Annotated in this window: 25 protein-coding genes and 1 tRNA gene; 8 read left to right on the forward strand and 18 right to left on the reverse strand. The window is 32.8% G+C overall.

All coding sequences use genetic code 11. The features are described 5' to 3' along the window. The 11 genes from IWX80_RS05590 to IWX80_RS05640 form a co-directional block, all read right to left on the reverse strand. Entirely contained in the window at positions 1 to 1,104 is a 1,104-nt protein-coding gene (locus IWX80_RS05590; protein WP_196852505.1) for a glycosyltransferase family 4 protein, read from the reverse strand. Beyond that, the gene (locus IWX80_RS05595) at positions 1,101 to 2,258 is read right to left on the reverse strand and encodes an O-antigen ligase family protein (RefSeq protein WP_196852506.1); all 1,158 of its coding nucleotides are present in this window, start codon (positions 2,256 to 2,258) and stop codon (positions 1,101 to 1,103) included. The genes IWX80_RS05590 and IWX80_RS05595 overlap by 4 nt, the downstream gene beginning before the upstream one ends. Positions 2,259 to 2,344: 86 nt before the next feature. After that, positions 2,345 to 3,148 carry a glycosyltransferase family 2 protein gene (locus IWX80_RS05600; protein WP_196852507.1) on the reverse strand — a complete coding sequence of 268 codons (804 nt, stop codon included), beginning with the start codon at positions 3,146 to 3,148 and terminating at the stop codon, positions 2,345 to 2,347. Then, complete coding sequence (locus IWX80_RS05605; RefSeq protein WP_196852508.1) at positions 3,149 to 4,441, reverse strand: flippase; 1,293 nt, start codon at positions 4,439 to 4,441, stop codon at positions 3,149 to 3,151. 69 nt (positions 4,442 to 4,510) lie between these two features. Then, positions 4,511 to 5,044 (reverse strand): hypothetical protein, encoded by a 534-nt coding sequence (locus IWX80_RS05610; RefSeq protein WP_196852509.1) that lies wholly within the window; start codon positions 5,042 to 5,044, stop codon positions 4,511 to 4,513. Positions 5,045 to 5,095: 51 nt separating this feature from the next. Then, the gene (locus tag IWX80_RS05615; RefSeq protein WP_196852510.1) at positions 5,096 to 7,597 is read right to left on the reverse strand and encodes a DUF6311 domain-containing protein; all 2,502 of its coding nucleotides are present in this window, start codon (positions 7,595 to 7,597) and stop codon (positions 5,096 to 5,098) included. A gap of 1 nt (position 7,598) precedes the next feature. Then, complete coding sequence (locus tag IWX80_RS05620; RefSeq protein WP_196852511.1) at positions 7,599 to 8,549, reverse strand: glycosyltransferase family 2 protein; 951 nt, start codon at positions 8,547 to 8,549, stop codon at positions 7,599 to 7,601. Between the two features lie 142 nt (positions 8,550 to 8,691). After that, the gene (locus IWX80_RS05625) at positions 8,692 to 9,681 is read right to left on the reverse strand and encodes a hypothetical protein (protein WP_196852512.1); all 990 of its coding nucleotides are present in this window, start codon (positions 9,679 to 9,681) and stop codon (positions 8,692 to 8,694) included. An 8-nt stretch (positions 9,682 to 9,689) separates the two neighbouring features. Then, positions 9,690 to 11,369 (reverse strand): DUF6909 family protein, encoded by a 1,680-nt coding sequence (locus IWX80_RS05630; protein WP_196852513.1) that lies wholly within the window; start codon positions 11,367 to 11,369, stop codon positions 9,690 to 9,692. A 36-nt stretch (positions 11,370 to 11,405) separates the two neighbouring features. Next, positions 11,406 to 12,893, reverse strand: coding sequence for a GH3 family domain-containing protein (locus tag IWX80_RS05635; RefSeq protein ID WP_196852514.1), 1,488 nt, complete (start codon positions 12,891 to 12,893; stop codon positions 11,406 to 11,408). Between the two features lie 38 nt (positions 12,894 to 12,931). Beyond that, positions 12,932 to 13,429, reverse strand: coding sequence for a peptidase (locus IWX80_RS05640; protein WP_196852515.1), 498 nt, complete (start codon positions 13,427 to 13,429; stop codon positions 12,932 to 12,934). A 212-nt stretch (positions 13,430 to 13,641) separates the two neighbouring features. Here IWX80_RS05640 and tatA point away from each other — a divergent pair, with 212 nt between their 5' ends. Next, positions 13,642 to 13,815, forward strand: a complete 174-nt coding sequence (gene tatA / locus IWX80_RS05645) for a twin-arginine translocase TatA/TatE family subunit (protein WP_113636086.1) — start codon at positions 13,642 to 13,644, stop codon at positions 13,813 to 13,815. Positions 13,816 to 13,891: 76 nt separating this feature from the next. Here tatA and IWX80_RS05650 read toward each other — a convergent pair whose 3' ends face one another. The 3 genes from IWX80_RS05650 to IWX80_RS05660 are packed head-to-tail and all read right to left on the reverse strand — an operon-like array spanning position 13,892 to position 16,631. After that, positions 13,892 to 14,233, reverse strand: coding sequence for a DUF5615 family PIN-like protein (locus IWX80_RS05650; RefSeq protein WP_334682226.1), 342 nt, complete (start codon positions 14,231 to 14,233; stop codon positions 13,892 to 13,894). Beyond that, a complete protein-coding gene (locus IWX80_RS05655; protein ID WP_334682227.1) occupies positions 14,230 to 14,460 on the reverse strand; it encodes a DUF433 domain-containing protein in 231 nt (76 codons plus the stop codon). The genes IWX80_RS05650 and IWX80_RS05655 overlap by 4 nt, the downstream gene beginning before the upstream one ends. Before the next feature lie 47 nt (positions 14,461 to 14,507). Next, a complete protein-coding gene (locus IWX80_RS05660) occupies positions 14,508 to 16,631 on the reverse strand; it encodes a Tex family protein (RefSeq protein ID WP_196852517.1) in 2,124 nt (707 codons plus the stop codon). A gap of 205 nt (positions 16,632 to 16,836) precedes the next feature. Between IWX80_RS05660 and IWX80_RS05665 the strand changes: the two genes are divergently transcribed. Both IWX80_RS05665 and IWX80_RS05670 read left to right on the forward strand, forming a co-directional pair. Next, positions 16,837 to 17,418 (forward strand): hypothetical protein, encoded by a 582-nt coding sequence (locus tag IWX80_RS05665; RefSeq protein ID WP_196852518.1) that lies wholly within the window; start codon positions 16,837 to 16,839, stop codon positions 17,416 to 17,418. Positions 17,419 to 17,626: 208 nt separating this feature from the next. Continuing rightward, on the forward strand, positions 17,627 to 17,905 hold the full coding sequence (locus IWX80_RS05670) for a DUF1294 domain-containing protein (RefSeq protein WP_196852519.1): 279 nt from the start codon (positions 17,627 to 17,629) through the stop codon (positions 17,903 to 17,905). On the opposite strand, the gene rpiB is transcribed toward IWX80_RS05670, so the two are convergent. Further along, positions 17,902 to 18,330 carry a ribose 5-phosphate isomerase B gene (rpiB, locus tag IWX80_RS05675; protein WP_196852520.1) on the reverse strand — a complete coding sequence of 143 codons (429 nt, stop codon included), beginning with the start codon at positions 18,328 to 18,330 and terminating at the stop codon, positions 17,902 to 17,904. The genes IWX80_RS05670 and rpiB overlap by 4 nt on opposite strands. A gap of 741 nt (positions 18,331 to 19,071) precedes the next feature. Next, a complete protein-coding gene (locus IWX80_RS05680; protein ID WP_113635759.1) occupies positions 19,072 to 19,305 on the reverse strand; it encodes a DUF2007 domain-containing protein in 234 nt (77 codons plus the stop codon). Positions 19,306 to 19,424: 119 nt separating this feature from the next. Here IWX80_RS05680 and rnr point away from each other — a divergent pair, with 119 nt between their 5' ends. Genes rnr through IWX80_RS05695 form a run of 3 tightly spaced genes read left to right on the forward strand, consistent with a single transcriptional unit; the run spans position 19,425 to position 23,007 of the window. Continuing rightward, on the forward strand, positions 19,425 to 21,614 hold the full coding sequence (gene rnr / locus IWX80_RS05685) for a ribonuclease R (protein ID WP_196852521.1): 2,190 nt from the start codon (positions 19,425 to 19,427) through the stop codon (positions 21,612 to 21,614). A gap of 5 nt (positions 21,615 to 21,619) precedes the next feature. After that, positions 21,620 to 22,288 (forward strand): head GIN domain-containing protein, encoded by a 669-nt coding sequence (locus IWX80_RS05690; protein WP_196852522.1) that lies wholly within the window; start codon positions 21,620 to 21,622, stop codon positions 22,286 to 22,288. A 41-nt stretch (positions 22,289 to 22,329) separates the two neighbouring features. Next, positions 22,330 to 23,007: a LysE family translocator gene (locus tag IWX80_RS05695; protein WP_196852523.1), complete on the forward strand. Its 678-nt coding sequence runs from the start codon at positions 22,330 to 22,332 to the stop codon at positions 23,005 to 23,007. Between the two features lie 296 nt (positions 23,008 to 23,303). On the opposite strand, the gene IWX80_RS05700 is transcribed toward IWX80_RS05695, so the two are convergent. Both IWX80_RS05700 and folB read right to left on the reverse strand, forming a co-directional pair. Continuing rightward, a tRNA-Cys gene (locus IWX80_RS05700) sits at positions 23,304 to 23,374 on the reverse strand. Positions 23,375 to 23,456: 82 nt separating this feature from the next. Then, positions 23,457 to 23,816, reverse strand: a complete 360-nt coding sequence (folB, locus tag IWX80_RS05705) for a dihydroneopterin aldolase (RefSeq protein WP_121364042.1) — start codon at positions 23,814 to 23,816, stop codon at positions 23,457 to 23,459. A gap of 123 nt (positions 23,817 to 23,939) precedes the next feature. Between folB and IWX80_RS05710 the strand changes: the two genes are divergently transcribed. Both IWX80_RS05710 and IWX80_RS05715 read left to right on the forward strand, forming a co-directional pair. After that, complete coding sequence (locus tag IWX80_RS05710) at positions 23,940 to 26,042, forward strand: glutamine--tRNA ligase/YqeY domain fusion protein (protein ID WP_196852524.1); 2,103 nt, start codon at positions 23,940 to 23,942, stop codon at positions 26,040 to 26,042. A 303-nt stretch (positions 26,043 to 26,345) separates the two neighbouring features. Beyond that, the gene (locus tag IWX80_RS05715; RefSeq protein ID WP_196852525.1) at positions 26,346 to 26,675 is read left to right on the forward strand and encodes a YtxH domain-containing protein; all 330 of its coding nucleotides are present in this window, start codon (positions 26,346 to 26,348) and stop codon (positions 26,673 to 26,675) included. Positions 26,676 to 26,690: the final 15 nt, after the last annotated feature.

Here is a 26,690-nt window from a genome sequence, read left to right on the forward strand (position 1 = left end):
TTATTCTTCTGTTAGTACTATTTTTTCCTTAAAAATGGCTGCTGAGAGTTCCCATCGGTATGTATTCCGGATCGAATCTGCGATAGAATCGTCTTGTTGATTTTGTAATCCAAATTTGATTTTCTCGTTAAAATCATTTTCTGAAAACGGATTAAAAAGACGGTTTTTCAAAAAAACAAAATCAGACATAGCAGTTGTATTGGAACAAATAGTTGAAATCCCGGCTACGGAAGTCTCCAAAGGCGGAATTCCAAAACCCTCAGCAATAGATGGATAAACAGCCAGTGTGGCGCCACGCAAAAGAAGAATTAATTCATTGAAATCGACTTTCTTCAATATAAAAACAGTTTTTTTTACTGACTCGTCCAAACCATCGTATAGCATTTTGAACTGCGTATTGGTTATTGATTGATCGCCAATTAAAACCAAAGAATACTTTTTATAATATTCGTTTTCAATAAAGACTTTCAATAAAGTATGATGGTTTTTTCGTGGTTCCCATCGACTGATGTAAATCCAATAGTTCTCTAAATTGTATTTCTGTTGGACTTCTTGAACGACTTTCGCCTTATCATATTCTTCAAAAAAAACTGAATCAACGGCATTTGGAGTGATGACTACATCTTTGATTCCGAAGTGCTCTTGAATCTTTTGTTTTGAATAATCGGAGACCGTTAACACAATATCAGAATAATTGGCGCTCCACTGGAAAAGTGCTTTATTCTTGAGTCTGTAACTCAAAGGAAAGTATTCAGGATAATCTAAAAAAAGTACGTCATGAATCGTAACGATGTACTTGCAATATTTTATTGGAGGCACAATGTACTGAAAATGCGCATAGTCAATTTTATTTTTTTGTATCAGCTTTGGGATATCAAAAGCTAATCTGTAAAACTTATTTTTAGATCGGTATTTTAAATAAGAGATGTTTTCAGCAGTTCCAAAAATATCCTGAAGTCGCCCAATATCGTTGCCAGCAAAGAAAAACGCGATACTTTTATCTTTTATAAGTTCCTTGTACAAACCTTGTATGTACGTTGTAGTTCCTTGAAAACTTCCGTCAAAAACATGACAATCAACGAATATTCTTAGTTTAGCTTTCATTTTAAAGTACTTCTGGTTGCATTATTATTGTGCGACACCGCAATAAGTCCGCCTAAGATAATAATTATGACATCTTTAGGGTTGTAAATTCCCGTAATGGTCAAGGTTGTAAAGAAAAAAACCATTCCGGTAAGTCCTATAAACTGATTCGCAAATGTATATTCCCGATACACATAACTGTGCAGTTTTTTCAAGAAATACAATAAAAGTAAAAGACCTACTATTCCTGTTTTATAAAAAATATACATGTAACCATTGTGTGTTTCGGAGATGTACCGTATTCCTTTTAAATCCAATGGCGCTTTGAATTTAAGGTCAATCACTGATCCAAAACCAGTTCCTATAACATAACTTGATTTACTTTCGTTCATCAGCGCAAAAGCACGCTTGACTTCATAACCGCGCCAATGATCCCAAAGATCTTTGTGGTTTTCGCGGTTTATTTTTGTAGAAAAAACTTCGGATGGCGCAATCTTTACTTTATATAAAAAAGACTCTACTCCTGCTGCATTTCTATCGAGTTTAATGGAAAACAGATACGCATAAAAAACAGCGATTAGCGCCATCGAAACCAGAAAAAAACGAATGGTTTTAGCATTTATTTTAGTGAAACCATAAATTGAAAGTACTGCCACTGCAAAAACAATCACCATTGTTCTGGAGAAATAAAGCGTGTTAGAAATGACCAAAACTACTAAAATAATGTTTCTTAAAACTTTACTTTTAAACAACGGCTCGTGCTGAAATTTACCATAAAAAAGAGCAAATAGTAAACTGAATAATTCCAGGAAATTGTCTTTTCCAAAACTATTGCGAATGTCATTTATAGATTCTGAGGATAGATTTCCAAAAATAAAAATCAGGCAAAAATGAAGTAACGCAGAGGCAAAACCAGCGAGTATAACGACTTTCACAAAGACATTGAATTCCATTTTTTTGAAAATAAAATAACCCAACATAAGCCCTAATATGGGTTTTAAGAAATGGGTAATATCCTTGACAAAATGAATAAGCTTGAACTCATGAAAGATTGCAGTAAAAATTCCCAAACCAAAAATCAGTAGTAATGGCGTTATTTTATTGACGATTCCCTTGGTCAATACTGTATCATCCAACAGAAGAATTACCAAGATTGATACAAGCTGAATGAACATGTTTATCCTAAACGACGGAACATATAATTGGCAAAAGACAATTAGTAAAAAAAGCGGAATAAATATTTTATGAGCCTTAATTGTCATTAGTAGTTCTTTAGGCGTTTTACTGATTTATTAACGAAGAGCGACATAAGTGCCAGCTGTTTTGAAGATCCCGAAAAATGTTTTTGAGCATACATTCGATACCCATGAATCAGCATATTTTCTCTGCTTTTATTGAATCCCACAAAATGAATATAGCTTAATTTTGGCACAAAAACACCAGTTTTCCCTAAATTTGCTATTTTTTTACACAAATCAACATCTTCTACGTACATGAAATAATCAGGGTCAAAGCCATCAACTTTTTCGAAATCAGCTTTTCTGAGTAACATAAATGCTCCCGTAACCCAATCGACCTGATACGTCTTTTCCTTATTAAAATTTCCGCTACGAAATTCTGTTCGTCCATCATTCAAAAGGGAAATTTTAAACATTCTCCACGGCAACGGAAACTTCCCAACGGCAGGAATATAATTCTTGTTTTCTCCAAGCATATTAATAGTCAAAAAACCATAATCCTGGTTGAATTTTAATACTTCTAAAGCAGGTTGAACGGGATTTAAAAGAATAGTATCATTGTTTAAAAATAAAATAAAGTCGCCTTTAGCATGCTGAACTCCATAATTATTGGCCTTGCCAAAACCAAGGTTTTCGTTGCTTTGTAATAATTTTACAAATGGAAAGTGCGTTTTGATGAAACTGCAGCTTTCGTCATCAGAGTTATTATCTACAACGATGATTTCAAAACGAATATTTTTGAGATTCTCATACAAAGAATCCAAACAATTCTGGAGATATTTGAGCCCGTTGTAATTAACAATTATAACCGATAATTCTATTTCCATTTAGATAAAAGTATAAAAGCCAAGTCTCTTTTTAATGAAAAACAGGCATGTTACATTAAAAATAACATTAGTAAACATACTGGCAATTGCGGCACCTACGATTCCGTATTTTGGAATGAGAAAATAATTAAGAACCACATTTAGAGCAAAACCAAAAATAGTACAGTTTCTGAGTACTTTTTGATTGTTGGTCATATTTAATATTTGATCTACATTTCCCGTGATGACATTTAAAAAAACGCCAACAGTTATGATGATAAAAGCCATTTTTCCCTGAATAAAACTATCCCCAAAAAGTCCCAATATAAAATCACTGAAAACAAGCATTACAACAATCACCGGAAGCGTCAACAAAATGACAACTCGGGTGGCGTTTTTGATTGTTTTATGAAGTTCAGAGATTTGGTTCAATTTATACAATTCAGCTATTTTAGGAGCTAAAACTACGTTCATCGAGATAATGACCAGCATTCCCAGAGAAGCCAGTTTATAGGCCAGATTGTAAATCCCCAATTGTGCATCCGAAACCATCGCTCCAAGCATAAAAACGTCCGTCCAATTCAGCAAAAATAACATCAAGCTGCTCAACATCATCGGCGATGAAAATTGTATCATTTGTTTTGATGAAATCGTTTCCAATTGTTCTTTTTGATGTTTTTTTACAGCAAAAAAAAGAGCTGTAATAACCGTAAAACCTATTGAAATGGAATAAAAAAGTATTGTGTACCATTGGTTTTCTTCAGAAATTGAAAAAATCAACAGCAAAATTAAAAAAAACAAATTGGGTACAATAAACATGAAAATATTGAACTTTACAAAGTTTCTGGTTGCTATGAAGAAACTCAATATAAATTCATGAAAAATTGAAAATGGCAACGTCAAAGCGATAATTTTGATGTAAACAATCAGCTTTTCGTTATTAAAGATAGAGATTGCTATTTCGGTACTGAGGAAATAATATAAAATGCTGGGCAAAATAGCGGTGAGCAGTAGTATTTTCAATCCTTTTTTGAGGATAAATTGCGAAAAATGACCGTCTATTTCATGTAATCCTAAATAACTGATTAGCGCGTTAGGAAGTCCCAATGCAAAAATCATGGTGCTGGCCTGAAGTAACGTAAATATTAAAGCATAATTGCCATAAATACTTTCGCCATAATTCTTTGTGATGAAAAAAGTAATTAAAAATGAAAACAACAAACCCCCAATTCTATACATAAAAGTAAGTCCTCCAGAAGTGAGGAGTTTTCTGAATGCAGTAGCTTGATTGATTATAGTGCTATTATTTTTCAATAGTGTTAAAATAAAAAAGTTATCTCAAAATTAAGAGATAACTTTCCTGTTTCTTAAAAAAATGACGTTTTATTTAACGATTTTTTGCAGTTCTTCTTTTAATACCTCTGTTGCCATAAATATTGGGTCGTATTCCTTGCCTTCCACAACAACTGGTTTTGCGGTTCCTTTTTCTTTATTGAATTGAATCTGGTCATTTTCATAAAAAAACTGACTCAACTCAATCCCTTTTGCACTGAATTTTTTGTCTAAATATGAAATGCCAAAAGCATTAAATACTACTTCTTCCTGATTCTTATTTCCTCCAAGATCAAATCGGATCATTTTAGGCAATACATCTTCCGGTAATTCAAAAACGATATCCTGAGGACTTGCACTTCCTTTTACCGGCACTAAAATAGAGTTTTCGCCTTTGAAGTTTTCTGAACCGTCTTGTGTATAAAAAAGTTGAAACTCATCGTCCTGTTTAACAGTTGCGTTAAAAGAAATCTTCATCGTGATTTTTTCGACTTCTTTCGTTTCCACTTTCTCTTGTTTGTTGTCTTTACAAGAGGTAAATAATGAAATTGACAATAATAAAAGGAATATAAATTTTGTTTTCATTTTTTAGATCATTTAATTTTTTGCGAATTTATGTTTTTTCTCAATAATACTCTACTTGTTGTTTAAAACTCTTTCTGTAATTAGTGCCGATTGTATTTTAGACTTTAAATTTATAACTATTATTCCGATTTTATAGTTTCCTTTAGGCAAATCCTTTCTTTTCATTTTCACAGCAAACCCTGCATCATCGTAATTGTATTTATTATTAAACGCTTTCGTAACGTCCTGTCTCTTTAACTTTTGAGTAGTGATTAAGTAGTTTTTACCTTTACCAATAAAAATGATTTTTATGTCATTATTTGTTGCATCCTGCTCTTTGAAGGAAGACCAGCCGGAGAGTCTGATATATTCTGGTTTTACTTCAAAATCATCAATATTACCAATCACGTTTCCTTCGGTAGGAATGGTTTTTGTCAAAACTGGTTTTTCAAATTCTTTCTTGCCTACTTCCTGAAATTTATCTAAATCCGCATAGGTCCAATCTCCTTTTTTCCCTTTTATGGCAATTCCAATATCGTACTTTCCCTTCTCAATTTCATCAGCAAATATCGTAGCTGAAAAGCCGGAATTTTCCAGATTCGGTTTTCCAAATGATTTTGCTACATCAGACCTTGGCTTTCGTTTAGAGTTTACTACATACGTTTTCTTTTCATTAGAAATCGTCACATACAAAGAATCGTCTTGATTGTTATTACTTCCTTCCTTGAATGCCCAACCTTCTACTTGAATAACATCGTCTTGATGGATTAAATTTTCAACGTTAAATTGTATTTTTTGATTAAAATCAGGTCTGTCAATCGTTTTTAAAATGGTTGATCTGGAGTAATAATTGCTGATAGAATCTGCTTTTCTTTTTCCTTCTTCAGTAGTAATTATGGCTTTTTTTAATGCCTTTTTATTCGAATAAAAAACATAATATCCATCCAGATATTGGATTTCTACTGATTTGTTGTGCAATAAAACATTAAAAGCTTCCACGTACTGTGGCGTAGTCACAATAACCTCATCCTGATGAATAATTCCTTTACTCAAATTAGCATCCAAAGAATCAATGAAGATTTGATTTTTAAAGCCGTTTTCCCGCGCTGCATAACCTGTACTTATTGCTGTATTGGTCTTTAAAGCCACAAAACAAAGGTCTTGATAATCCATTGGCTGAAGCAAATTATTATTGTACGGCGGATAGGTAATTATTTTATCGAAATTACTAACAAGATCGATCCATTTTTCATCCGATAAAGGACTGTCGTAGCTTCCAAATTTCAAATCTCGTCCCAGATAAATCAGTTTAGTATCATAAGCCTGAATTGCAAGTAAGACTAATAAAACACTGATTTTAATAAAATTAGAAAACTTGTATTTGACAAAAACACAAATAATAAGTATCAAAAACAAATAATATCCAATCCAAAAAAAACGTCCGCTTGCTCTAAAAACGCCTCCCAATTTCAGAATTAATTCCGGAATTGGATATTCAAAAAGTACTTTATTGCCAAAAGTGACTTTGTTTGTAATCGCAAAAAGAGCGAGTGCAATTCCAAGAAATAACAAGGGCAACAAATCTTTTCTGCCTCTAAAAAATAATATTGAAGTTTTAATAGTAACCAGAAAATAGATTGTAGTTATCAAAGTCAACAGCATCACTCCTATTCCCAGATATAGAAATCCTTCATATTGATGTGGAGATACTTGCTCTAAAGCTGGTAAAAAAGTGGAATATCCGCTGGAATTGAAAAAGGAATTTAAGTTGAAACCGTACAAGCCGTAACTGTTAGCTACTTCAAGATTCACGGTGTCACTGAAATCTACCATTCCAAAAATAGACCAAAGCACCACAACCAATAAGGAGGATACAACGGGATAAATAATGGCTTTTTGGAGTGAAATAACTTTAGAATAGAAATAACTTTTGAAGGGCAAAATGAAGTTAAAACCAATAATCATAAAACAAATATATGGACTTATCAAAGCGCTAATCAGCAACAAATAAACCTGTTTATTATTGATTTGTTTAGCATTGAGACTGTTTAACGGCACTAAATAGTAATATATAGATGCTAAAATAAAACCGTGGGCGCATAAGGAAGGATGCAATCCTCTGTAAACTAAAACCGGATTACAGGCAATAAAAACAACTCCGATTAAAGTGTAAATGAGCCCGATTTTATACAGATTAAAAATCTTAATAGTATAATACGCCATCATCAGATGACAAAATAACAACCAAGCTCCTATGTATTGAAAATCTTCCGGTAAAATGCCCGAAAATATTTTGAAAAAGAAGGCAAGTAATGGGATCGAGTCCCAATAACCTACATTGGTACCAACAGGATAACACAACTTATCTATAGTTCCTAACGGAAATGTCCAAGGTTCATTTCTATAAAATGCCCAACCTAAATAATGCTGTCCCCAATCATGACGAACCGATAATAACCAATTGATATTTGTAGGGATTATAACTTCTAAACCATACGAAATATGAAAAATGAGTACCACTACTAAAAATGACAACAGATAGACAATCCTGTTCTGATCTTTTAAAAAATTCATGCTAACTATTATTTACTTTTCCGTCCTGAATTATTTTATCAATTACAAACAACGGTCTGTTTCTAACCTGATTGTATATGCGAAGCACATATTCGCCTATTAATCCCAATGATATTAATTGAACACCACTAAACAGAATAATAGCTAGTATAGTTGCGGTAAATCCTTGGGGAACATCATTGTACATTATCTTTCGATAAACATTGTAAGCAAAATAAATCAATGAAAACAAAACCGTCAAAAAGCCCAATCGGGTAATGAATTTTATTGGAAAATCACTAAAATTGAAAATGCCGTTGAATGCTAATTCAAATAATTTTGACCAACTATATTTTGTTTCTCCCGCCTGTCTCTCGTCACGATCGTATTCAAAACCAATTTGTTTAAAACCCACCCAAGCTCGCATTCCACGTAAATAACGGCTTTGCTCTGGCATATTATTCATCGTATCAACGACTCTGCGGCTCAGCATGGAGAAATCACCGCTGTCAATTGGAATATTAAAACTGGATATTCTTTTTTGCAATCTATAATACGCAGAATAGGCTAATTTTTTAAGAAAACTTTCTTTTCTGTTTTTCCTGATGGCATAAATTACATCGTAACCTTTCAGCAAAAGTTCGTGAAAATCAGCAATTAATTCTGGAGGATCTTGTAAATCACCATCAATTATCAACACTCCCTGTTTGGCTCTGGAATGAGCCAATCCCGCACTTACAGCTAGCTGATGACCATGATTTCTTGATAATAAAACACCCATAAATCGGGTATCTTTTTCACAGATTTTCTCAATCAGCTGATCTGTTTTATCAATACTTCCATCGTTTATCAAGAGCACTTCACACGAAAATTTCGCATTATCCATGACTTTAGTAAGCCTTTGAATCAAAGTATCAAAAACAGCTTCTTCATTGTACAGCGGCACAATTATGGAAATATCTATTGGTCTCAAATTTTGATTGTTTTATTTAAACTTTCCTCCCATGTTTTTATGGCAATCCCAAAAACCGTTTTAATCTTTGTTTTAATAAAAATATGGTGTCGATACTTCTTTCTTATTACTAAAAAAGGATGATTTTTTTTCTTGTTAGAAATTAAGCTTTAACATGTTGCTCTTTAAGCGATTGTTTTTTGTAAAACGCAATAAAAAACCGAATTAGAATGAAAATCAAAACAAATAAAACAGGAAAAATAAATTTCATTTTACCATTTGTTGATTTAGTGTTTTTGATATTTATTGTTGTGCTGTTATCTTTCACAACTTTATCTAAACCTACTAATTCTACTCTGTGATTTCCCTGTTCATTTATTAAGGCGTCTTTGGTCTTGATAACATCGTTGAGTTGTGTATTTTCGTTATAATACACCAGTTTATCGCTTTTAGTGCCCTTTACCTCAGAAGAAAATCCACTCAAAACACCATTTATCTGGGAAATAATGGTGTCATTTTGTGACATCTTAACCTGAATATTATTTAAAATTTCCTTTTGAAGTGTTTTGTAATACTTAGAATCATTAAAAAATCGCAACAGCGGCTGAACCATTTCTTCGTCAATTATTAATTTATTCGTTGAAAAAGAAACCGTATGGAAGTTATAATTTTTACTGGTCAAATTATCTTCCATTATTTTTTTGACATCGCCATCCTCCGCCATTAACTTGATTAATTCAAAATTTTCAGGTTTGTTTTCTATGAATTTATAAACATCCGTAATTGGTTTTATCGCTATTTTAGAAATTGTTTTAGGTCGCTTTATACCAACCACTTCTTTCAAAAATGTGGTGTCACCTTCGTTAATTTTAGACTGAAGAAGATTAATTTTTGAGTACAAATAATCCGTGCTTCCAAAATTTGGAGTTACAATAATTTCATGATTGTAAGTCTTCTTATTTGAATCGATAAAAAGTCCAATCCCTAAACCTACTGCAAACAAAATCAAAATTACTATAGCATTCTTTACAAAAAACCGAATACATCTAAATAAGAATGTATTGAAATCCTGAAATACATTGCTTATTTTTTTTGAAATTAGCATCAAATCTATTTCTTGATTATCCTGATTATCGGGCACGTTTGCACTCATTTATATTTTTATTTTACGTTGAAAATTTGTTCCAATATCTTAATCGTAATCAAATATGTTGGCTTTACTCCTGTTGTTCCCAATCCGCCTGAAGCTAATGTGCTTCCTGTTTCCAAAGGATTATCAGAGGCATAATACGCATATCTTACCTTCACATCATGTGGAACACTCTTTCTGATTTTTGAAGCAGATTGAATCGCTTTTTGGTAATAAGAACCTTCCATTTCCAATCCGATAATACCCCACGTCGATTCATGGAAAAACTTCAATAAATCTCGGTTTTGCAATGAAGTTCCCAAAACGGTAACCATTGGACCTGCAAAAACAGCAATGTCATTTCCTTCAAACATTTCAGCAGTCAATTCATTTTCGAAAAAATAATTATCCGCAGTTCCTTCATTAATGTGTGCATTAGGAATCATGATATCTCCTTTTCCACCTTCCAGAATTCCCGCTTTCCCCATGATAGAAACTGATTCCACATTCAATAAGGTGTCTTTTTTAAATGGTTTCAAAAGCTCATCAATGGTTTCATATGCTTGTTCTCCAAACGCATAATCCATAACAATCAATACAGGTTCTTTATCACCAATATTCGCCTTAGGAAAGGATGTTTTTGCCCAGTCTATTTTGGCGGTATCAAAAATCTGTACGTCGATATTTGTTCCTGATGTATCCGGCAACGAAATCATTCCGCATTTCAAAGCGACTTCTTCCACTTGGTTTCGAACCGCATTGGCACCGGACTTACTCAATTCCTCATAAATAAAGAAATCCGATTTGTCTTTGAACTTGGTTTTCAAAACTTCCGTTGCAAAAATAGAATTCATCACACTGTGCATGTTCGCACTGATTACGTGAATTGGACGGTCTAAAAGTTGGTTTTCTTTCAAAACTTCCTTGATGTTTGTAGCCCAAATTTCGCCGTGAATATGGTGTCCCAATCGCTCTCTCAAAATAGGACTGAAAGTGATTGTTCTCTTATTATCGTCTACAATTTCTTCAATGGCAAGTTTCCCCAACCAAAAGATGACATGCAAGAAACGATCTGGCGCAGCGGCTGAACCAAAAGCGTCATAAATATCCAAAACCTCTTCAAATGTTCTTCCCAGAATGTTGGCAGCGTGAGAAATAGCTTTCTCTTTTTCTACCAAAGTCAGTTTCTTCTTTTGAGAAACCGCTTGTTCCAGTTTGAACCAATCTCGGGAAACCTCACCGGCATCATCCAGTAAAACCCTATTTCTAATTTTGTGTGATTCGATGAAAATAAAGGTCAAATGCGTCAGAATATCATAAATATCCGAGCGTCCTCTTGTAATCTCCACATTCATCTGCTCCTCATCGATACGGTAACAATTACGACGTCTTTTTGGCGGTACAATCGCCTGAAAATGCGATTTAGAATACCCCTCATCCGAAGTTAAATTGATAAATCGACATTCTTCAATTCCTACCGGAAGACGTTCAATTACATATAAAAGTCCGTTCAATTCTACTTTTTCTTCAGCAATATTTCCATAAATTTCTGGTCGCAATGCTAATAATGCTTCGCGCAGCGTATCACCTGAAATCCCCATAGGTTTGTAAAATCCCCTGTTGAAAAGGTGACGCATCGTGATGTACATTTTTTCAATTGCTGCCGATGATTCTTGCGCTCTGGAGCGTGATATATTTTTTGTTTCTTTCATTTTATGCTTATTTTCTAACCTTCAAAGGTAAGACATTTATTTACTTTTTAACAAATCCACTATATTCCTATCATTCGAAAGTCTGGGGATTTTATTTTGACCTCCTAATTTTCCAATCGATTTCATATAGTCCTGAAAACCGTTTTTAACCACTTTGGTAACCACCACTTTTTGCAACACTTTGCCCACAATCAAATCATCATAATACATGTTTTGTTTTCGCATGGCATTGTCTAACGCTTCCGCAAAATATACGCTGTCTTCCGGCTCGTTTTCAAATTCTATGAACCATTCGTGATATGGCAATCCTGCTGCGGGATTGATTTGTGGTGCCACCGTAAATTCATTGATTCGAATGTTAGTTCCAATAATTGCTTCCTGCAGCGCACTTTCCACTTCTTTCCCAATTACATGTTCGCCAAAAGCCGAAATATAATGTTTGATTCTTCCCGAGACAATTATTCGGTATGGTTTTAAACTGGTAAACTGTACGGTATCGCCAATGTTATAGCCCCAAAGTCCCGCATTGGTAGAAATTATCAAAACATAATTCACTCCCAATTCCACTTCGCCAATCGTATATCGTTTTGGATTATCAGTATAGAATTCGTCACTTTTTATGAATTCATAAAAAATTCCGGAGTTCAAAAGCAATAACATACCTTTTTCCTTTTGTGAATCCTGGTACGCAAAAAACCCTTCCGAAGCCGGAAATAACTCAATACTATCTACTTTTCGTCCAATAAGATTTTCAAATTTGGCACGATATGGTTCATAATTCACGCCTCCGTAAATAAACAAATTAAAGTTTTTGAAGATTTCACCCACTGGCTTCCCGCCTTTTTGATGCAATTTCTCAAAATACATTTGTACCCAAGAAGGAATCCCGGAAATCACAGCCATATTTACGTTGAATGTTTCCTCGACAATTGCATTCACTTTGGTTTCCCAATCTTCGATACAATTCGTTTCCCAAGAGGGCATTCTGTTTTTTTGAAGGTATTTTGGAACAAAATGCGCCACAATTCCAGACAATCGCCCTAATTTAACGCCATTTTTTTCTTCTAATATTGGACTTCCTTGCAAGAAAATCATTTTTCCGTCAACAAAATCAACTTTTCCAGTTTCATGAATATAATGCAGAATCGCATTGCGAGCAGCCTCAATATGATACGGCATCGATTCCTTAGTCAACGGAATATATTTAGCTCCGGAAGTCGTCCCGGAAGTCTTGGCGAAATAGAGCGGTTTTCCTTTCCAAAGGATGTTCTCCTCCCCTTTTACCACCTTATCCACATACGGTTTTAACGCTTCATAATCCCGAACTGGAACTTGTTTGGCAAAATCCTTCTCATTTTTTATTTGATCAAAATGATGGTCGATACCAAATTGTGTTTGCTTTGCATCTTTGATTAATTTTTGTAAAACCTTTTTTTGCGTTTCAATAGGATTATTGGCCCAAAGTTGTGTTTTCTTGTATATTTTTTGTGCAAATATTTTGGCTGCAATTGATTTTATTGACATTTTTATTTTTGTTCTTTAAAAGATAAAAGTCTATTTTTTTACTCTTTTTTTGATTTTTTAGAAAGCGTATTTTTCTCTTCTTTTGCTACTTGTTCCCGCAATTCCAGTTCTTCTTTGGATGGCGATAAATCAACTCGTGTGCTAATTTCATCTGCTGCTTCCAGTATCGAATCTTTACTGAATTTTGCATATTCTAATTCTCCTGTCAACACTTTCTGAATGGATTTGATATATGCTTCATTTCTTTTCAAGGCTTTTGACAAAGAATCTGATTTTAAAGCCAGTTCCATAGCATCTCTCTTTAATTTTGACGAAGAATATCCTGGTATAAATTCCCGTAAAGGAGTAAAAGCTATAATAAAAGTGGTAACAAATGTAATAATTATTGCTCCTAAAGAGGCTACCACAAAAACGTTCATTAAAGTAAGTTTCAATGAAAAAGTTTCTTCAAATGTATCTTCGTTTAGTATGATTAAACGTCGTTTATTGAATAGTTTTTCTTTGATTTTTTTTCGTTTTTGTCTTTTCTTGGACATAAAAATTGATTATTGAACAAATATAACAATTATTGTCGTTGCTTGTATTTCCTTGTTTTTCTTGATTATTACAAACATAAATTAAGTTTTAATAAATTTTTAACGCAGTTGAAACCAAATAAATGCATCAAAATGAATTTCCGTAAACTAATTCTATATACCTTTGCTTTTAGGTTTATTACAAATTTGCTTCGGCAATAAATTATTCTATCATGGGAAGATTAGGTGTTACAGAAATCCTCGTTATATTAGCGATTGTTTTATTACTTTTTGGTGGTAAAAAAATCCCGGAACTTATGAAAGGTTTAGGAAGCGGAATCAAAGAATTCAAAAACGCAGCCAAAGACGGTCAGCCAGCTGATAAAAAAGAAGAAGAAATAAAATAAAAAAAAAGGCTTTTCATAATTTGAAAAGCCTTTTTTTATGGTTTTAATTATCATTATTTTATAACTTTATTCTAAACTAATTGGAATAAATTTCGAAAATGTCGTTTTGATCAGAATTAATAAATTTGATTATTTTGTCTTTATTTTCCAGAATCAAATTGACTAATTTTTTAGTATCTAAATTATAGGTTCTAAGATAAATTAGCTTGGGTGGTGCTTTTCTTAAAAGTACAATTTTCTCAAAATCATCGTCTTTACTGATGATTGTAAATCCATTTTTATTAGCATAATCCCAAATCGAAATATCATCTGCAGGTTGTTTAATTTTTAATTCTGCTGCGTGAACAACTTCTGAGAAAATTGGCGTAAGCTGTTTTATCATTCGCCAAGACAAATTTTCATCTAATAATAACTTCACGAGGCAAAAGCAATTGTTGTTATCCTATCTCGATAAGCTGCAAATGAAAGTGTTGCAATAATTTTTTCTTTATCTAAGGCTGGAAAATCTGCAATAATTTCTTCCATCGACATTCCTGCTGCTAAATAAGATAACACATCCGAAACTGTAATTCTAGTGCCAGAAATACAAGGTTTTCCACTCCTAATTTCTGGATTTATGCTGATGTATTTTTGCCAATCTTCCATAATTGATTTTTTTCTATTCAAATTTAATCAATTTTTTTGGTTCCTAGTTAAATAACCATCGTCAACTGAATTCTCTTTCTATCCTCATCTACTTCCGTTACTTTTACTTGAACGTGTTGGTGTAATTTTACCACTTCATTTACATCGCTTACAAAACCGGCTTTGAGTTGCGAAATGTGAACCAAACCACTTTCCTTGACTCCAATATCCACAAAACAACCAAAATTGGTAATGTTATTGACAATTCCCGGTAAAACCATTCCTTTTTTTACATCTTTTATCGTTTTTACATTCGGGTCAAATTCAAAAACTTTAGCTGATTTTCTTGGGTCTAATCCTGGTTTCTCCAATTCTTTGATAATGTCTTTCAGTCCCAATAAACCTATTTCTGGTGTAATGTAATTTTCTGGTTGTATCAGAGCTGTTTTTTCTTTATTGGCAATCAAATCATTCACCGTCAATTTCAAATCTTTTGCCATTTTTTCCACAATTCCATACGCTTCGGGATGAACCGCTGAATTATCCAATGGATTTTTTGCATTCGAAATTCGAATAAAAGCAACGCCTTGCTGATACGCTTTTTCACCCAAACGAGGGACTTTTTTTAATTGTTTTCGATCTTGAAAAGGGCCATTTTCTGAACGGTATTGAACTATGTTTTCAGCCAGCTTCTCTCCTATTCCGCTCACATAACTCAATAAATGTTTACTCGCTGTATTGATATTTATCCCAACTGAATTCACGCACCGAATTACCGTATTATCTAATTCCTCTTTTAATTTATTTTGATCCACGTCATGTTGGTATTGGCCTACGCCAATGGCTTTCGGGTCAATTTTTACCAACTCTGCCAAAGGATCTGATAATCTTCTTCCGATAGAAACCGAACCTCGAACCGTAACATCATAATTAGGAAATTCGTCTCTAGCAATTTTCGAAGCCGAATACACAGATGCTCCTGCTTCTGAAACGATAAAGACTTGAACCGGCTTATCAAAAGCTATTTTCTTGATAAAGAATTCCGTTTCGCGTGAAGCCGTTCCGTTTCCTATTGAAATTGCATCAATTTTATAGGAATTCACCATCGAACGAATTTTTTTCATCGCCATCGCTTCCTCTTTTTGAGGCGCATGCGGATAAATGGTTTCGTTATACAATAAATCTCCTTTTTCGTCCAAGCAAACAATTTTACATCCGCTTCTAAAACCTGGATCAATGGCGAGAATTCTTTTTTCACCCAAAGGCGGAGCCAGCAATAACTGCCCTAAATTATTCGCAAAAACCTGAATAGAATTGGCATCAGCCTTGGCTTTGGCTTCTTGCAAAGCTTCGTTTGAAATGGCTGGATTCAGTAATCGTTTGTAACTGTCCTCTATGGCTAATTGTACGTGCGACGTAGTTTTATTTTGACTTTTTAAAACTAACGCATCAATAATATCATACGCTTCATCGATATCGACCTCTACTTTAAACTTGATAAAACCTTCATTTTCGGCACGAAGCATGGCTAATAATCTGTGCGAAGGTGCTTTAGTCAACGGTTCTGACCAATCGAAATATTGACTGAATTTCTGTGCTGCTTCGTCGTCTTTTTTTGTTTTTACAACTTTAGTGGTAATGGTGGCTTTGCGTTCGTATAATCTTCGAAGTTGCTTTCGAACATAAATATTTTCATTAATCCATTCGGCAATAATATCTCTTGCGCCTTGTAATGCCGCATCTTCATTGATGATATTTTCGTTCAAATATTTTGTCGAAATAAAATCGACATCATCATTATTTTGCGCCATAATGATTTTGGCTAGCGGTTCCAATCCATTTTCTCGGGCTGTATCGGCTTTTGTTTTTTTCTTCTTTTTAAAAGGCAGATAAAAATCTTCCAATTCCTGTAAATCGAAACTTTGCTGGATTTTTTTCTCTAAATCTGGGCTAAGTGCATTTTGTTCCTGAATAGATTTTAAAATCGCTTCTTTGCGTTTTACAATCACTTCATATTCCTTCTGGAATTTGGCAATTTGCTCAATAAAAACCTCGTCCAAATTACCGGTTTTATCTTTCCGATAGCGCGAAATAAATGGAATGGTACAATCCTCTTGTAATAATTGAACGGTATTTTGAATGTTTATAGCTGCTGTTGCAACATGTTTTTTGATGTAATCGATGTTTGTCATAATGCTGACCTTATTAGGCGGGTATAGATTTTAATGGAAAACAAAAATACATTGTTTTTTAACCAATTTTAATGTTGTTCAAAATATAATTAAATTTTAATGTTGTGAATCGTAAATTTTTGACTAATTTTATAAGTCACTGATTTACAGTTATTAAAATCCTACTAACTATGAAAAGTAAGTAAACAATTAATACCTCACAAATATGGAAACTACTACTATTAAACGTTTTTTGCTAATTGGATTAGCGTTAACATTTTTGTCATTTGAATTACCGTCTGGTTGGTTTAAATCCGGAAGTGATCCAAACAGTTATGACATGAGAGTCGAAAAAGGAGCAGGTTACGACGGGAAAAATGCCGCAACAATTCAATCTATAATGCCTAATATTTCGGGATTTGGTACGCTTATGCAGAGTTTTACCGCCGAAAAATATCTAGGTAAAAGAATCCGACTTTCCGGATATGTAAAAACAAAAGATGTTGCCGGTAAAGCTTGCTTTTGGTTGCGAGTTGAAAAAGCGAATTCCCAACAAATACTTTCGTTTGATAACATGAATGACCGCCCTATAATTGGCACAAATGACTGGAAAAAATATGAAATTGTAGTAGATGTTCCTACAACTGCTTCAAAAATTTCATACGGTGCATTAGTGCGAGGAACAGGAAAAATCTGGTTTGACAATTTGAGCTTCGAAATTGTAGATAGTTCCGTGGAAACAACCGGAAAGAAAATTGAAAAATCAGAAAAAATTATAGAACCTACTAATTTAAATTTTGATGAATAGTACTTCTGAATTTTTAATCCGATTAATCACAAAATGAAATTCCAATCTCGAAAAATTATGTTTTCAAGATTGGAATTTCTGCTTTTAAAAAAATTGAATTACACCCAATGCTTCATATTTTTAAGCACATTATTCTATTTTAGAACATTGTATTTTGTTCCCATTTATTCTTGCTAAAGCGCTATCTTTGGGTCAAAATCTCTTGTTTATGTCTTTTCTGTTTTGGTATTTTCCACTTATTAACTTAGTTGCTTTTTCAATAATAGGTATAGACAAACAGCTGGCCGTAAAGCAAATATGGAGAATTTCAGAGCGTAATTTATTGTTTACAAGTATTCTGGGCGGAACAATTGGTTCTGGGTTAGCGATGCTTTTTTTTAGACATAAAACCTCAAAAGAAAGCTTCCTTTTGAGGTTTTACGGAATTGTATTAATCCAAATTTTAATCCTTTTTGTACTTTTTTATTCTGGAATAATAGAGTACTAACAAGAAATTTTATCTACTCTATTTTGGTGTCTTCCACCTTCAAATTCAGTGTTTAAAAAAGCTTCTACCATTTCTACTGCTTGTGGAATCGAAGTGAAACGAGCAGGAATGCTAATAATATTGGCATCATTATGCTGACGCGCCAAAACTGCAATTTCTTTCATCCAGCATAAAGCCGCACGAACTTTAGATTGTTTATTAGCTGTCATTGAAATTCCGTTTCCGCTTCCGCAAATAATAATTCCAAAATCAGCTTTTCCTTCAGAAACATCTGTGGCAACCGGACGTCCAAAATCAGGATAATCCACGCTTTCTGCTGAATCGGTTCCGTAATTCGTTACTTCATGTCCTTTTGCTTGCAGCATTTCAACAATTGCTTTTTTGTAATCCGGTCCTGCGTGATCGTTTCCTATGGAGATTTTCATATTATATGTATTAAGTTGTGTGCTGCAAATTTAAATAAAGTAATCTATTCTGATGAATTAATTAAGGCTTCTTTATTTGATAATTTCAACTCAAATGCAGCATCAAAACTACAATCAAGAATTTGTTTTGTAACTATCATATTATGAATTATTTAGCAGTTATCAACAATTCTTTTAAATGTATAATTAACTGTATATCAATGAAAACTTTATATTATAAATGTTAAAAAATTGCATTGTTAATAGCAAAACGCAATTGCTTGATATTCAGTTAACTTTAAATTAACATACTATGTTCATAACTTTGGATAGAAAATAAGAACTATTTTTTGGTTGTATCGAAAAAAAAAGTAATCCAAAACCCAGTTTTTAAATCCTAATTTAGTTTGAGGAATTTTTAGAATAGTTATCAATATTAAAAAGTAGGTTATCAACAAAAAACCGTTGTGTGAGTTATTTACAAAACCAATAGTTTTTCTGTTATCAACCATTGTTAATTAAAATCTAAAAATACTTTAAAACTAATACTTTATCCTAAAATAAGTATGTTGATAACTCCCAATAACATCCTAAAACTTGATTTCAATGCATTTTAAAATAAATTTATTGCCACTATTAACAAGCTATAATAACAACCAAGAAAGATTTTAAATTTAAATTTTCTTTTTGTTTATTTAAATATATGTTGACAACTTTCAAAAAATTCAAAGTCAAAAAATTGATTTTAGATGGATTTCAGTTTCAAACAATTTTCAATTTGTTGTTCAAGTTGTCTAACAGTTCCTGAACTTTTTCAAAATCGTTGAAATGAATTTTGAGTTTGATTCCACCGTAGGCGAAACTTCCAAACGGATCGATTGAAACCAACGTTTCGTTTTCAAAAAAATAGTTAATCTCTTCCTGCTCCAGCAAATGCTTTATAACTACAATTTCATGCGAATAATTGAAAATTGCAATGGTTTGAAATTCTTCCATTTTTGATACTTTTTATAAAGATACAACTATTCTGTAAAGTTATATTTTCTTTAAAACTGTGCTCTCTTTACTGATAACAGTTTAGTATTTTGTAATTTTAGACTTTTAAGAACAGATTTATGAGTAAAAGATTAAGAAAGCCGATAAAAAAAGGGAAAGATTTCTCTGAAAAAATTATAAAAATATTATCGCAAAGTGCTAATAAAGCATTTAACTACAAACAAATAGGAGCAAAGCTGGAGCTTGACGATACCGAAAGCAGAAATCAAATTATTAAAGATTTGAAAATTCTGGCTTCGCAAAATAAAATTATAGAGTCAGAACCAGGTAAATACTTAGTGAAAGCTGAAAGTAAAGAGTATTACGAAGGTAAGATTGACATGACGGGACGTAAAACAGCTTATTTTGTTTGTCCTGATATGGAAGAAGATGTCTTTATTCCTACAAATAACTTAAACCACGCTTTAGACAAAGACATTGTCAAGGTTTATGTTTACAATCGTAGAAAAGGAAAAAGACCGGAAGGTGAAGTGATTGAAGTCCTTGAAAGACATAAAACCGATTTTGTAGGTGTTATTGACATTCAAGCTAATTTTGCTTTTGTTTCTACCGCAAATCCAAAAATGTATACTGATATTTTTATTCCAAAGGATAAAATAGGCGAGGCGGAGCAGGGCGATGTAGTTTTGGTTCATATTGAAGATTGGCCAGCCAGAGCGGATAGTCCTTTTGGTTCCGTAATAAAAGTTTTAGGGAAACCAGGAGAGCACGATACAGAAATCCATGCAATTCTTGCTGAATACGGTTTGCCGTCAGAGTTTCCTATTGAAGTGGAAACATTTGCACAAAAAATTGATACTTCGATAGAAGAAAGTGAAATTGCCAAACGTCGCGACATGCGAGATACGTTGACTTTTACCATTGATCCAAAAGATGCGAAGGATTTTGATGATGCACTTTCATTCAAGAAACTAGAAAATGGTAATTACGAAATTGGTATTCACATTGCCGATGTTTCGTATTATCTTGAAGAAGGAACAATCCTGGATGATGAAGCATATCAAAGAGCAACTTCAGTTTATTTAGTGGATCGAGTAGTGCCAATGTTACCGGAAGTATTATCAAATTTTGCTTGTTCTTTACGTCCAAATGAAGAAAAATATACGTTTTCGGCCATATTCGAAATCACTGAAACATCTCAAGTAGTGAATCAATGGTTTGGAAGAACAGTGATTTACTCTGATCAGCGTTTTGCTTATGAAGAAGCGCAATATATCATAGAAACCAAAGATGATGTTATTCCAGAAGAAATTTCGATTACAGGAAGTTCTTATCAAGTTTCGGCAGCAATCGTTGCTGCGACGCTTAAAATGGATGAATTAGCCAAAATTCTAAGAAAAAGAAGAATGGCTGAAGGAGCTATTTCTTTTGATAAAGTAGAGGTGAAATTCAATTTAGATGAAGCCGGCGAACCTCAAGGCGTTTATTTTAAAGTTTCAAAAGATGCGAATCATCTGATTGAAGAATTCATGCTTTTAGCTAATAGGAAAGTTGCGGAATATATTGGAAAACAAAAAAAGACTTTCATTTACAGAATTCACGATGAGCCAAATGAGGATAAACTTTTTGCGATGCAAGCTGTTATTGCTAAGTTTGGACATAAAATTGATTTTAAACAAGGTTCTATTTCACAAGCTTTGAATAAATTAATGGAAGATGTAAATGGTAAAAAAGAGCAAAATCTTATTGATACTCTTGCAATTAGAAGTATGAGTAAAGCTAAATATTCTACGGATAATATAGGACATTACGGTTTAGCTTTTGATTATTATTCGCATTTTACCTCGCCAATTCGTCGTTATCCCGATGTAATGGTGCATAGATTGTTGCAGCATTATTTAGATGGAGGAAAATCAGTTGATGAAGAAACGTATGAAACAAAATGTTTGCATTCGTCAACAATGGAAGGTTTAGCAACCAATGCGGAACGTGATTCTATCAAATACATGCAGGTAAAATACATGCAGGATCATCAGGATGAGGAATTTTTAGGCGTAATTTCTGGTGTGACGGAATGGGGAATTTATGTTGAAATCATCGAGAATAAATGTGAAGGAATGTGTAGGATCAGAGATATAAAAGATGATTATTACACTTTTGACGAAAAACAATATGCACTAACCGGCGCAACTTCTGGTAAATTATTACAATTAGGAGACGAAATTTACGTTAAAGTAAAAAATGCCGATTTAGTTAAAAAACAACTGGATTTTAATTTTTTAAGAAGAATTGAAGAACCGTTAAAATAAAAAAAATGAAAAGATTAGTGATTATTGCTTTTGTATTTTTAAGTCAATTTACAAACGCACAAGTAACCAGAAACTTGGGAGATTTTGATGAAGTTAAAGTTTTTGATAAAATCAATGTCAAATTAATTGAAGCTTCAGAGAACAAGATTGTCGTAACCGGAGCACGCGCTGAGGAAGTGGAAACGGTCAATAAAAATGGAGAATTAAAAATCAGAATGCCATTTCCTCAATTATTATCCGGAGATGATATTATTGTTAAACTATATTTTAAAAACCTGGAAAGCATTGCAGTCAGTGAGGGAAGTTATGTTTCAAGTGAAAAGGATTTCAAACAAACAAGCTTAGATTTGAATGCAAAATCTGGCGGAGAAATTAATTTAGATATAAATGTTGATAAAGTAAATGTAAAAGCAAATGCTGGCGGAATAATTACTTTATCAGGAAAAGCGAAAAATCAAGATGTTGCAATTACCTCGGGCGGAATTTTAAATGCTAAGGATTTAGAGACTTCACAAACTACAATAAGCGTTGCTGCTGGCGGAAAATCTGAAATTCATGCTTCTACCTTAGTTGATGCAAAAGTTCGTGCTGGTGGCTCTATATTTATCTACGGTAAACCTAAACAGATTAACAAGGAAGTATTCATTGGCGGTACGATTTTAGAAAAAAATTAGTACTTTGGTTTAGATTTTAGCGTAATAAATTTAAATTTTTAATGATAAACGACATTTTAGCTGGTATTCCTTGGGGAATTTTCTTAAGTTTTATGATTGGTCCTGTTTTTTTTATTTTACTGGAAACAAGTATTATAAAAGGATTTAGAGCGGCTTTAGTATTTGATTTAGGAGTGATTTTAGGGGATATTGTTTTTATTGGAATTGCATATTTAGGAAGTTACCGATTGATTCAAAGTTTAAAAGATCAACCGGCTCTTTTTATTTTTGGAGGTGTATTAATGTTGGCTTATGGTATAATTTCCTTCATACAATTAAAAAAAGAACATAAAATCAATACGGATATTATTGACAAAGAAATTGTCAAAAAAAATTATATAAGCCTTTTCATAAAAGGTTTTTTGTTGAATATTATCAATATTGGTGTACTGGGTTTTTGGCTGGCAATCATTATTTCTGTTGGACCAAAACTAGAAATGCAAACACCCAGAATGATCACTTTTTTTATTGCAGTTATTGGAACCTATTTGTTTGTTGATTGTATCAAAATACTTTTGGCGAAGCAATTAAAAACAAAACTAACACCAGTAAATATTCTAAAAATTAAAAAAGGAATCAGTATTGTAATGATGGTTTTCGGAATGGTTTTAATCACCCAAGGTTGGTTCCCGGAAGAAAAAGAAATGGTTAAAAAAGCATTTGATAAAATCGATAATTAATAGATAATAATTTTTATAAAATAGTAAAAGCCTTGATTCTAATTGATTTAGATTCAGGGCTTTTTTTATTTAAACATATAAGTCATATAAGTTTTTTAAACTATTAAGAAATTAAGTTTCATTAAAACTTGACACTTAATTTTTCTTAAAAATTAAAACAAAAAAAAGAGACACATTTCTGTATCTCTTTTAGAGGCATCTCCCGAAGCTTCGGGACGGATTCGAACCCTATATTTACTTAATTTTTCTTAAAAATTAAAACAAAAAAAAAGAGATACATTTCTGTATCTCTTTAGAGGCATCGTCCGGATTCGAACCGGAGTAGGAGCTTTTGCAGAGCCCAGCCTAGCCGCTCGGCCACGACGCCATGGTTAAACGGATGGCAAAAGTACTTAAAAAGTTTAATGTTTAAAAGCTTAAAGTTTAAAAGTTTTAAAAAATATTTTAAATTAACTTCTGTATTCTTCTAACTCAATAGTAACTGCTTCAACATCACCGCCAATAGGAGGATTGAGTTTAGAAACCGCTACAATAATTCTGGATATTTCAGGAATTTCTTCAAATATTCTCGTCAAAATACGGTGTGCCACATGTTCTAATAAGTCCGATCGAATCGCCATTTCTTCTACAACAATACGATTTAGAAGCACATAATCCACAGTATCTTTCAAATCATCGGATATACTAGATTTTCTCAAATCAGTCTTCACTTCTAAATTTACGGTATAGTCAGACCCAATTTTTCCTTCTTCGATTAAACAACCGTGGTAGGAGTAGGTTCTGATATTTTTAAGTTTTATAATTCCCATTATTTTATTTTTTGTTTAAAGTGTAAAGTTTAAAGCGGAATTGCTAACTTTTCATAGGTTTCTATGGAAACATTAAACATTAAACCTTAAACTTTTTTACCTTTGCTAAAATAAAACAAAAAAATGTCAACTGAAGAAAAATCACTCCATTTTATAGAACAAATCATTGAAGACAGTTTATCAAACGGTTTTCCTCAAGATAAATTACGTTTCCGTTTTCCACCAGAACCTAATGGTTATTTGCATATTGGCCACGCCAAATCAATTTGCTTGAATTTTGGATTAGGTTTAAAGTACAATGCGCCAGTTAATTTGCGTTTTGACGATACAAATCCTGCCAAAGAAGAGCAAGAATATGTAGATGCAATAAAAGAAGATTTGCAATGGTTGGGTTTCAATTGGGCCGAAGAACGCTATGCATCTGATTACTTCCAACAATTGTATGATTGGGCTGTAAAAATGATTAAAAACGGTAAGGCTTATATAGACAGTCAATCTTCAGAAGATATGGCTGCGCAAAAAGGTACGCCAACACAACCTGGAGTTGATGGACCTTATAGAAACCGTTCTATTGAAGAAAACCTTACCTTGTTTGAAGGAATGAAAAATGGAGATTTTGAGGAAGGAAGCCATGTTTTACGTGCTAAAATTGATATGACTTCGACTAATATGTTGATGCGTGATCCATTGATGTATCGTGTTTTACACCGCCATCATCACAGAACTGGAAACGATTGGAAAATATATCCCATGTATGATTTTGCACATGGAGAAAGTGATTATATAGAGCAAATTTCACATTCTATTTGTACTTTAGAATTTGTAATGCACAGAGAATTATACAACTGGTTTTTGGACCAAATTTATGATGACTCAAAAGTAAAACCACATCAATATGAATTTGCGCGTTTGAACTTGAATTACACGGTAATGAGCAAGCGAAAACTGTTGCAATTGGTTCAGGAAAATATAGTAAATGGTTGGGATGATCCAAGAATGCCAACGATTTCCGGATTAAGAAGAAGAGGGTATACTGCGAATTCTATTCGTAAATTTTGTGATATTATTGGTGTTGCTAAAAGAGAAAATATAATTGATTTTTCACTTTTGGAATTTTGCTTACGCGAAGATTTGAATAAAACGGCTCCAAGAGTTATGGCGGTTTTAGATCCAATAAAATTGGTAATCACTAATTATCTTGAAGATAAAGAAGAATGGCTGGAAGCCGAAAATAATCAGGAAGACGAAAGCGCAGGATTTAGAAAAGTTCCTTTTTCAAAAGAATTATTTATTGAAAGAGAAGACTTTTTAGAAGATGCTCCCGCTAAGTTTTTCCGATTGAGTTTAGGAAGAGAAGTACGTCTTAAAAATGCTTATATTATTAAAGGAGAAAGTGTTATAAAAGATGCTGCTGGAAATATTACAGAGATTCATGTAACGTATGACGAAGATAGCAGAAGCGGAAGTGGGAGCGAAGCCAGTCAAAGGAAAGTGGCCGGAACCTTGCATTGGGTTTCGATACAACATGCTTTAGAAACAGAAGTTCGTCTCTACGATCGCTTGTTTATTGATGAAGCGCCAGACAGTCATAAAGAGAAAAATTTCTTAGAATTTATGAATCCAAGTTCATTACAAATTGTAAAAGGATTTGTAGAACCAAGTTTAGCAACGGTTCAATCTGGAGAGAAATTCCAGTTTCAACGTTTGGGTTATTTCAATGTGGATAACGATACAACCGAAGGGAAAATTGTCTTTAATAAAACGGTTGGATTGAAAGATGCTTGGGAAGAAAAAGGCAAAAAAGAAGAAAATTTATTGATGAACACTCAAAAGGAAATCAATAAATATGTAAAGGAAAAAGATGAAAACAGTGCCAATTTGATTCTAAACAGTATTGTTGAAAATATAAAAAGTATTGATAATTACAGTTTAATTATTCAGACTATTGTCAAAAATATTAAGAATGATAATAACTCGTTATTGTTTTCAAATTTGATTTTGCATCATTCTGATAAAGTACAGGTAAAAGATATTGAAGAAGAAGCTTTGACAAAATTATACACGATGTCATTAAAAAGTCAAATGCCTGCTGTTCGAATTTTGGCAATTGAAAATTTACAAAATGATTTAAACAATTTTACTCTTTTTCAAACACAGCTTTCAGAATTAAAAACAAACGAGAAAAACGAAAAAGTGTTACAATTATTAAATGATCTTAAAATATAAGATTCTTTTTTTAAATAGATTTTATCAATTTAAAGCTCTCTTTTTAGAGGGCTTTTTTTATTATTGTATTTTATTATCGAAATATTTATTTTGATATTTTTATCTGATTAAAAACAGCTTCTATAAATCGTTTTTTAAGGTATTTTTCAGAATAAATAACAATCAGTATAAATTTAAAATAATCGTTTAACAGCGCGCTTTTATTTGCTTTTTGTCTTATATAAATACACTTTAACGAGTTGTTAACGGGATGTTGTTAATAATTGTGTAACTTTATATAACAAACTCTTAAAATTTAGAATTATGTCGAATACTACAGGGAATACATTATTGGCTGTTTTAGCAGGAGTAGCAATTGGAGCTGGATTAGGAATTTTATATGCACCGGATAAAGGGTCAAAAACCAGAGGTAAATTGAAAGATAGTTTTGATGATGCTAAAAATGATCTTCAGAGTAAATTTGATACGGTATCTTTACAATTGACCGACAAATTAACAACTGCTAAATTTGACTTAGAAGAAACTTATGAAGATTTAGTTTCAAATATGAGTCATAAAACCGAAGAAGTAATTTCTTTTTTAGAAGAAAAATTAGCGGAGTTAAAAAGACAAAATGCAAAGCTTCAGAAATAGTCTTGATTCATCGAT

Origin of the sequence: Flavobacterium sp. CAN_S2, assembly GCF_015752255.1 — a bacterium.
Classification (GTDB): Bacteria; Bacteroidota; Bacteroidia; order Flavobacteriales; family Flavobacteriaceae; genus Flavobacterium.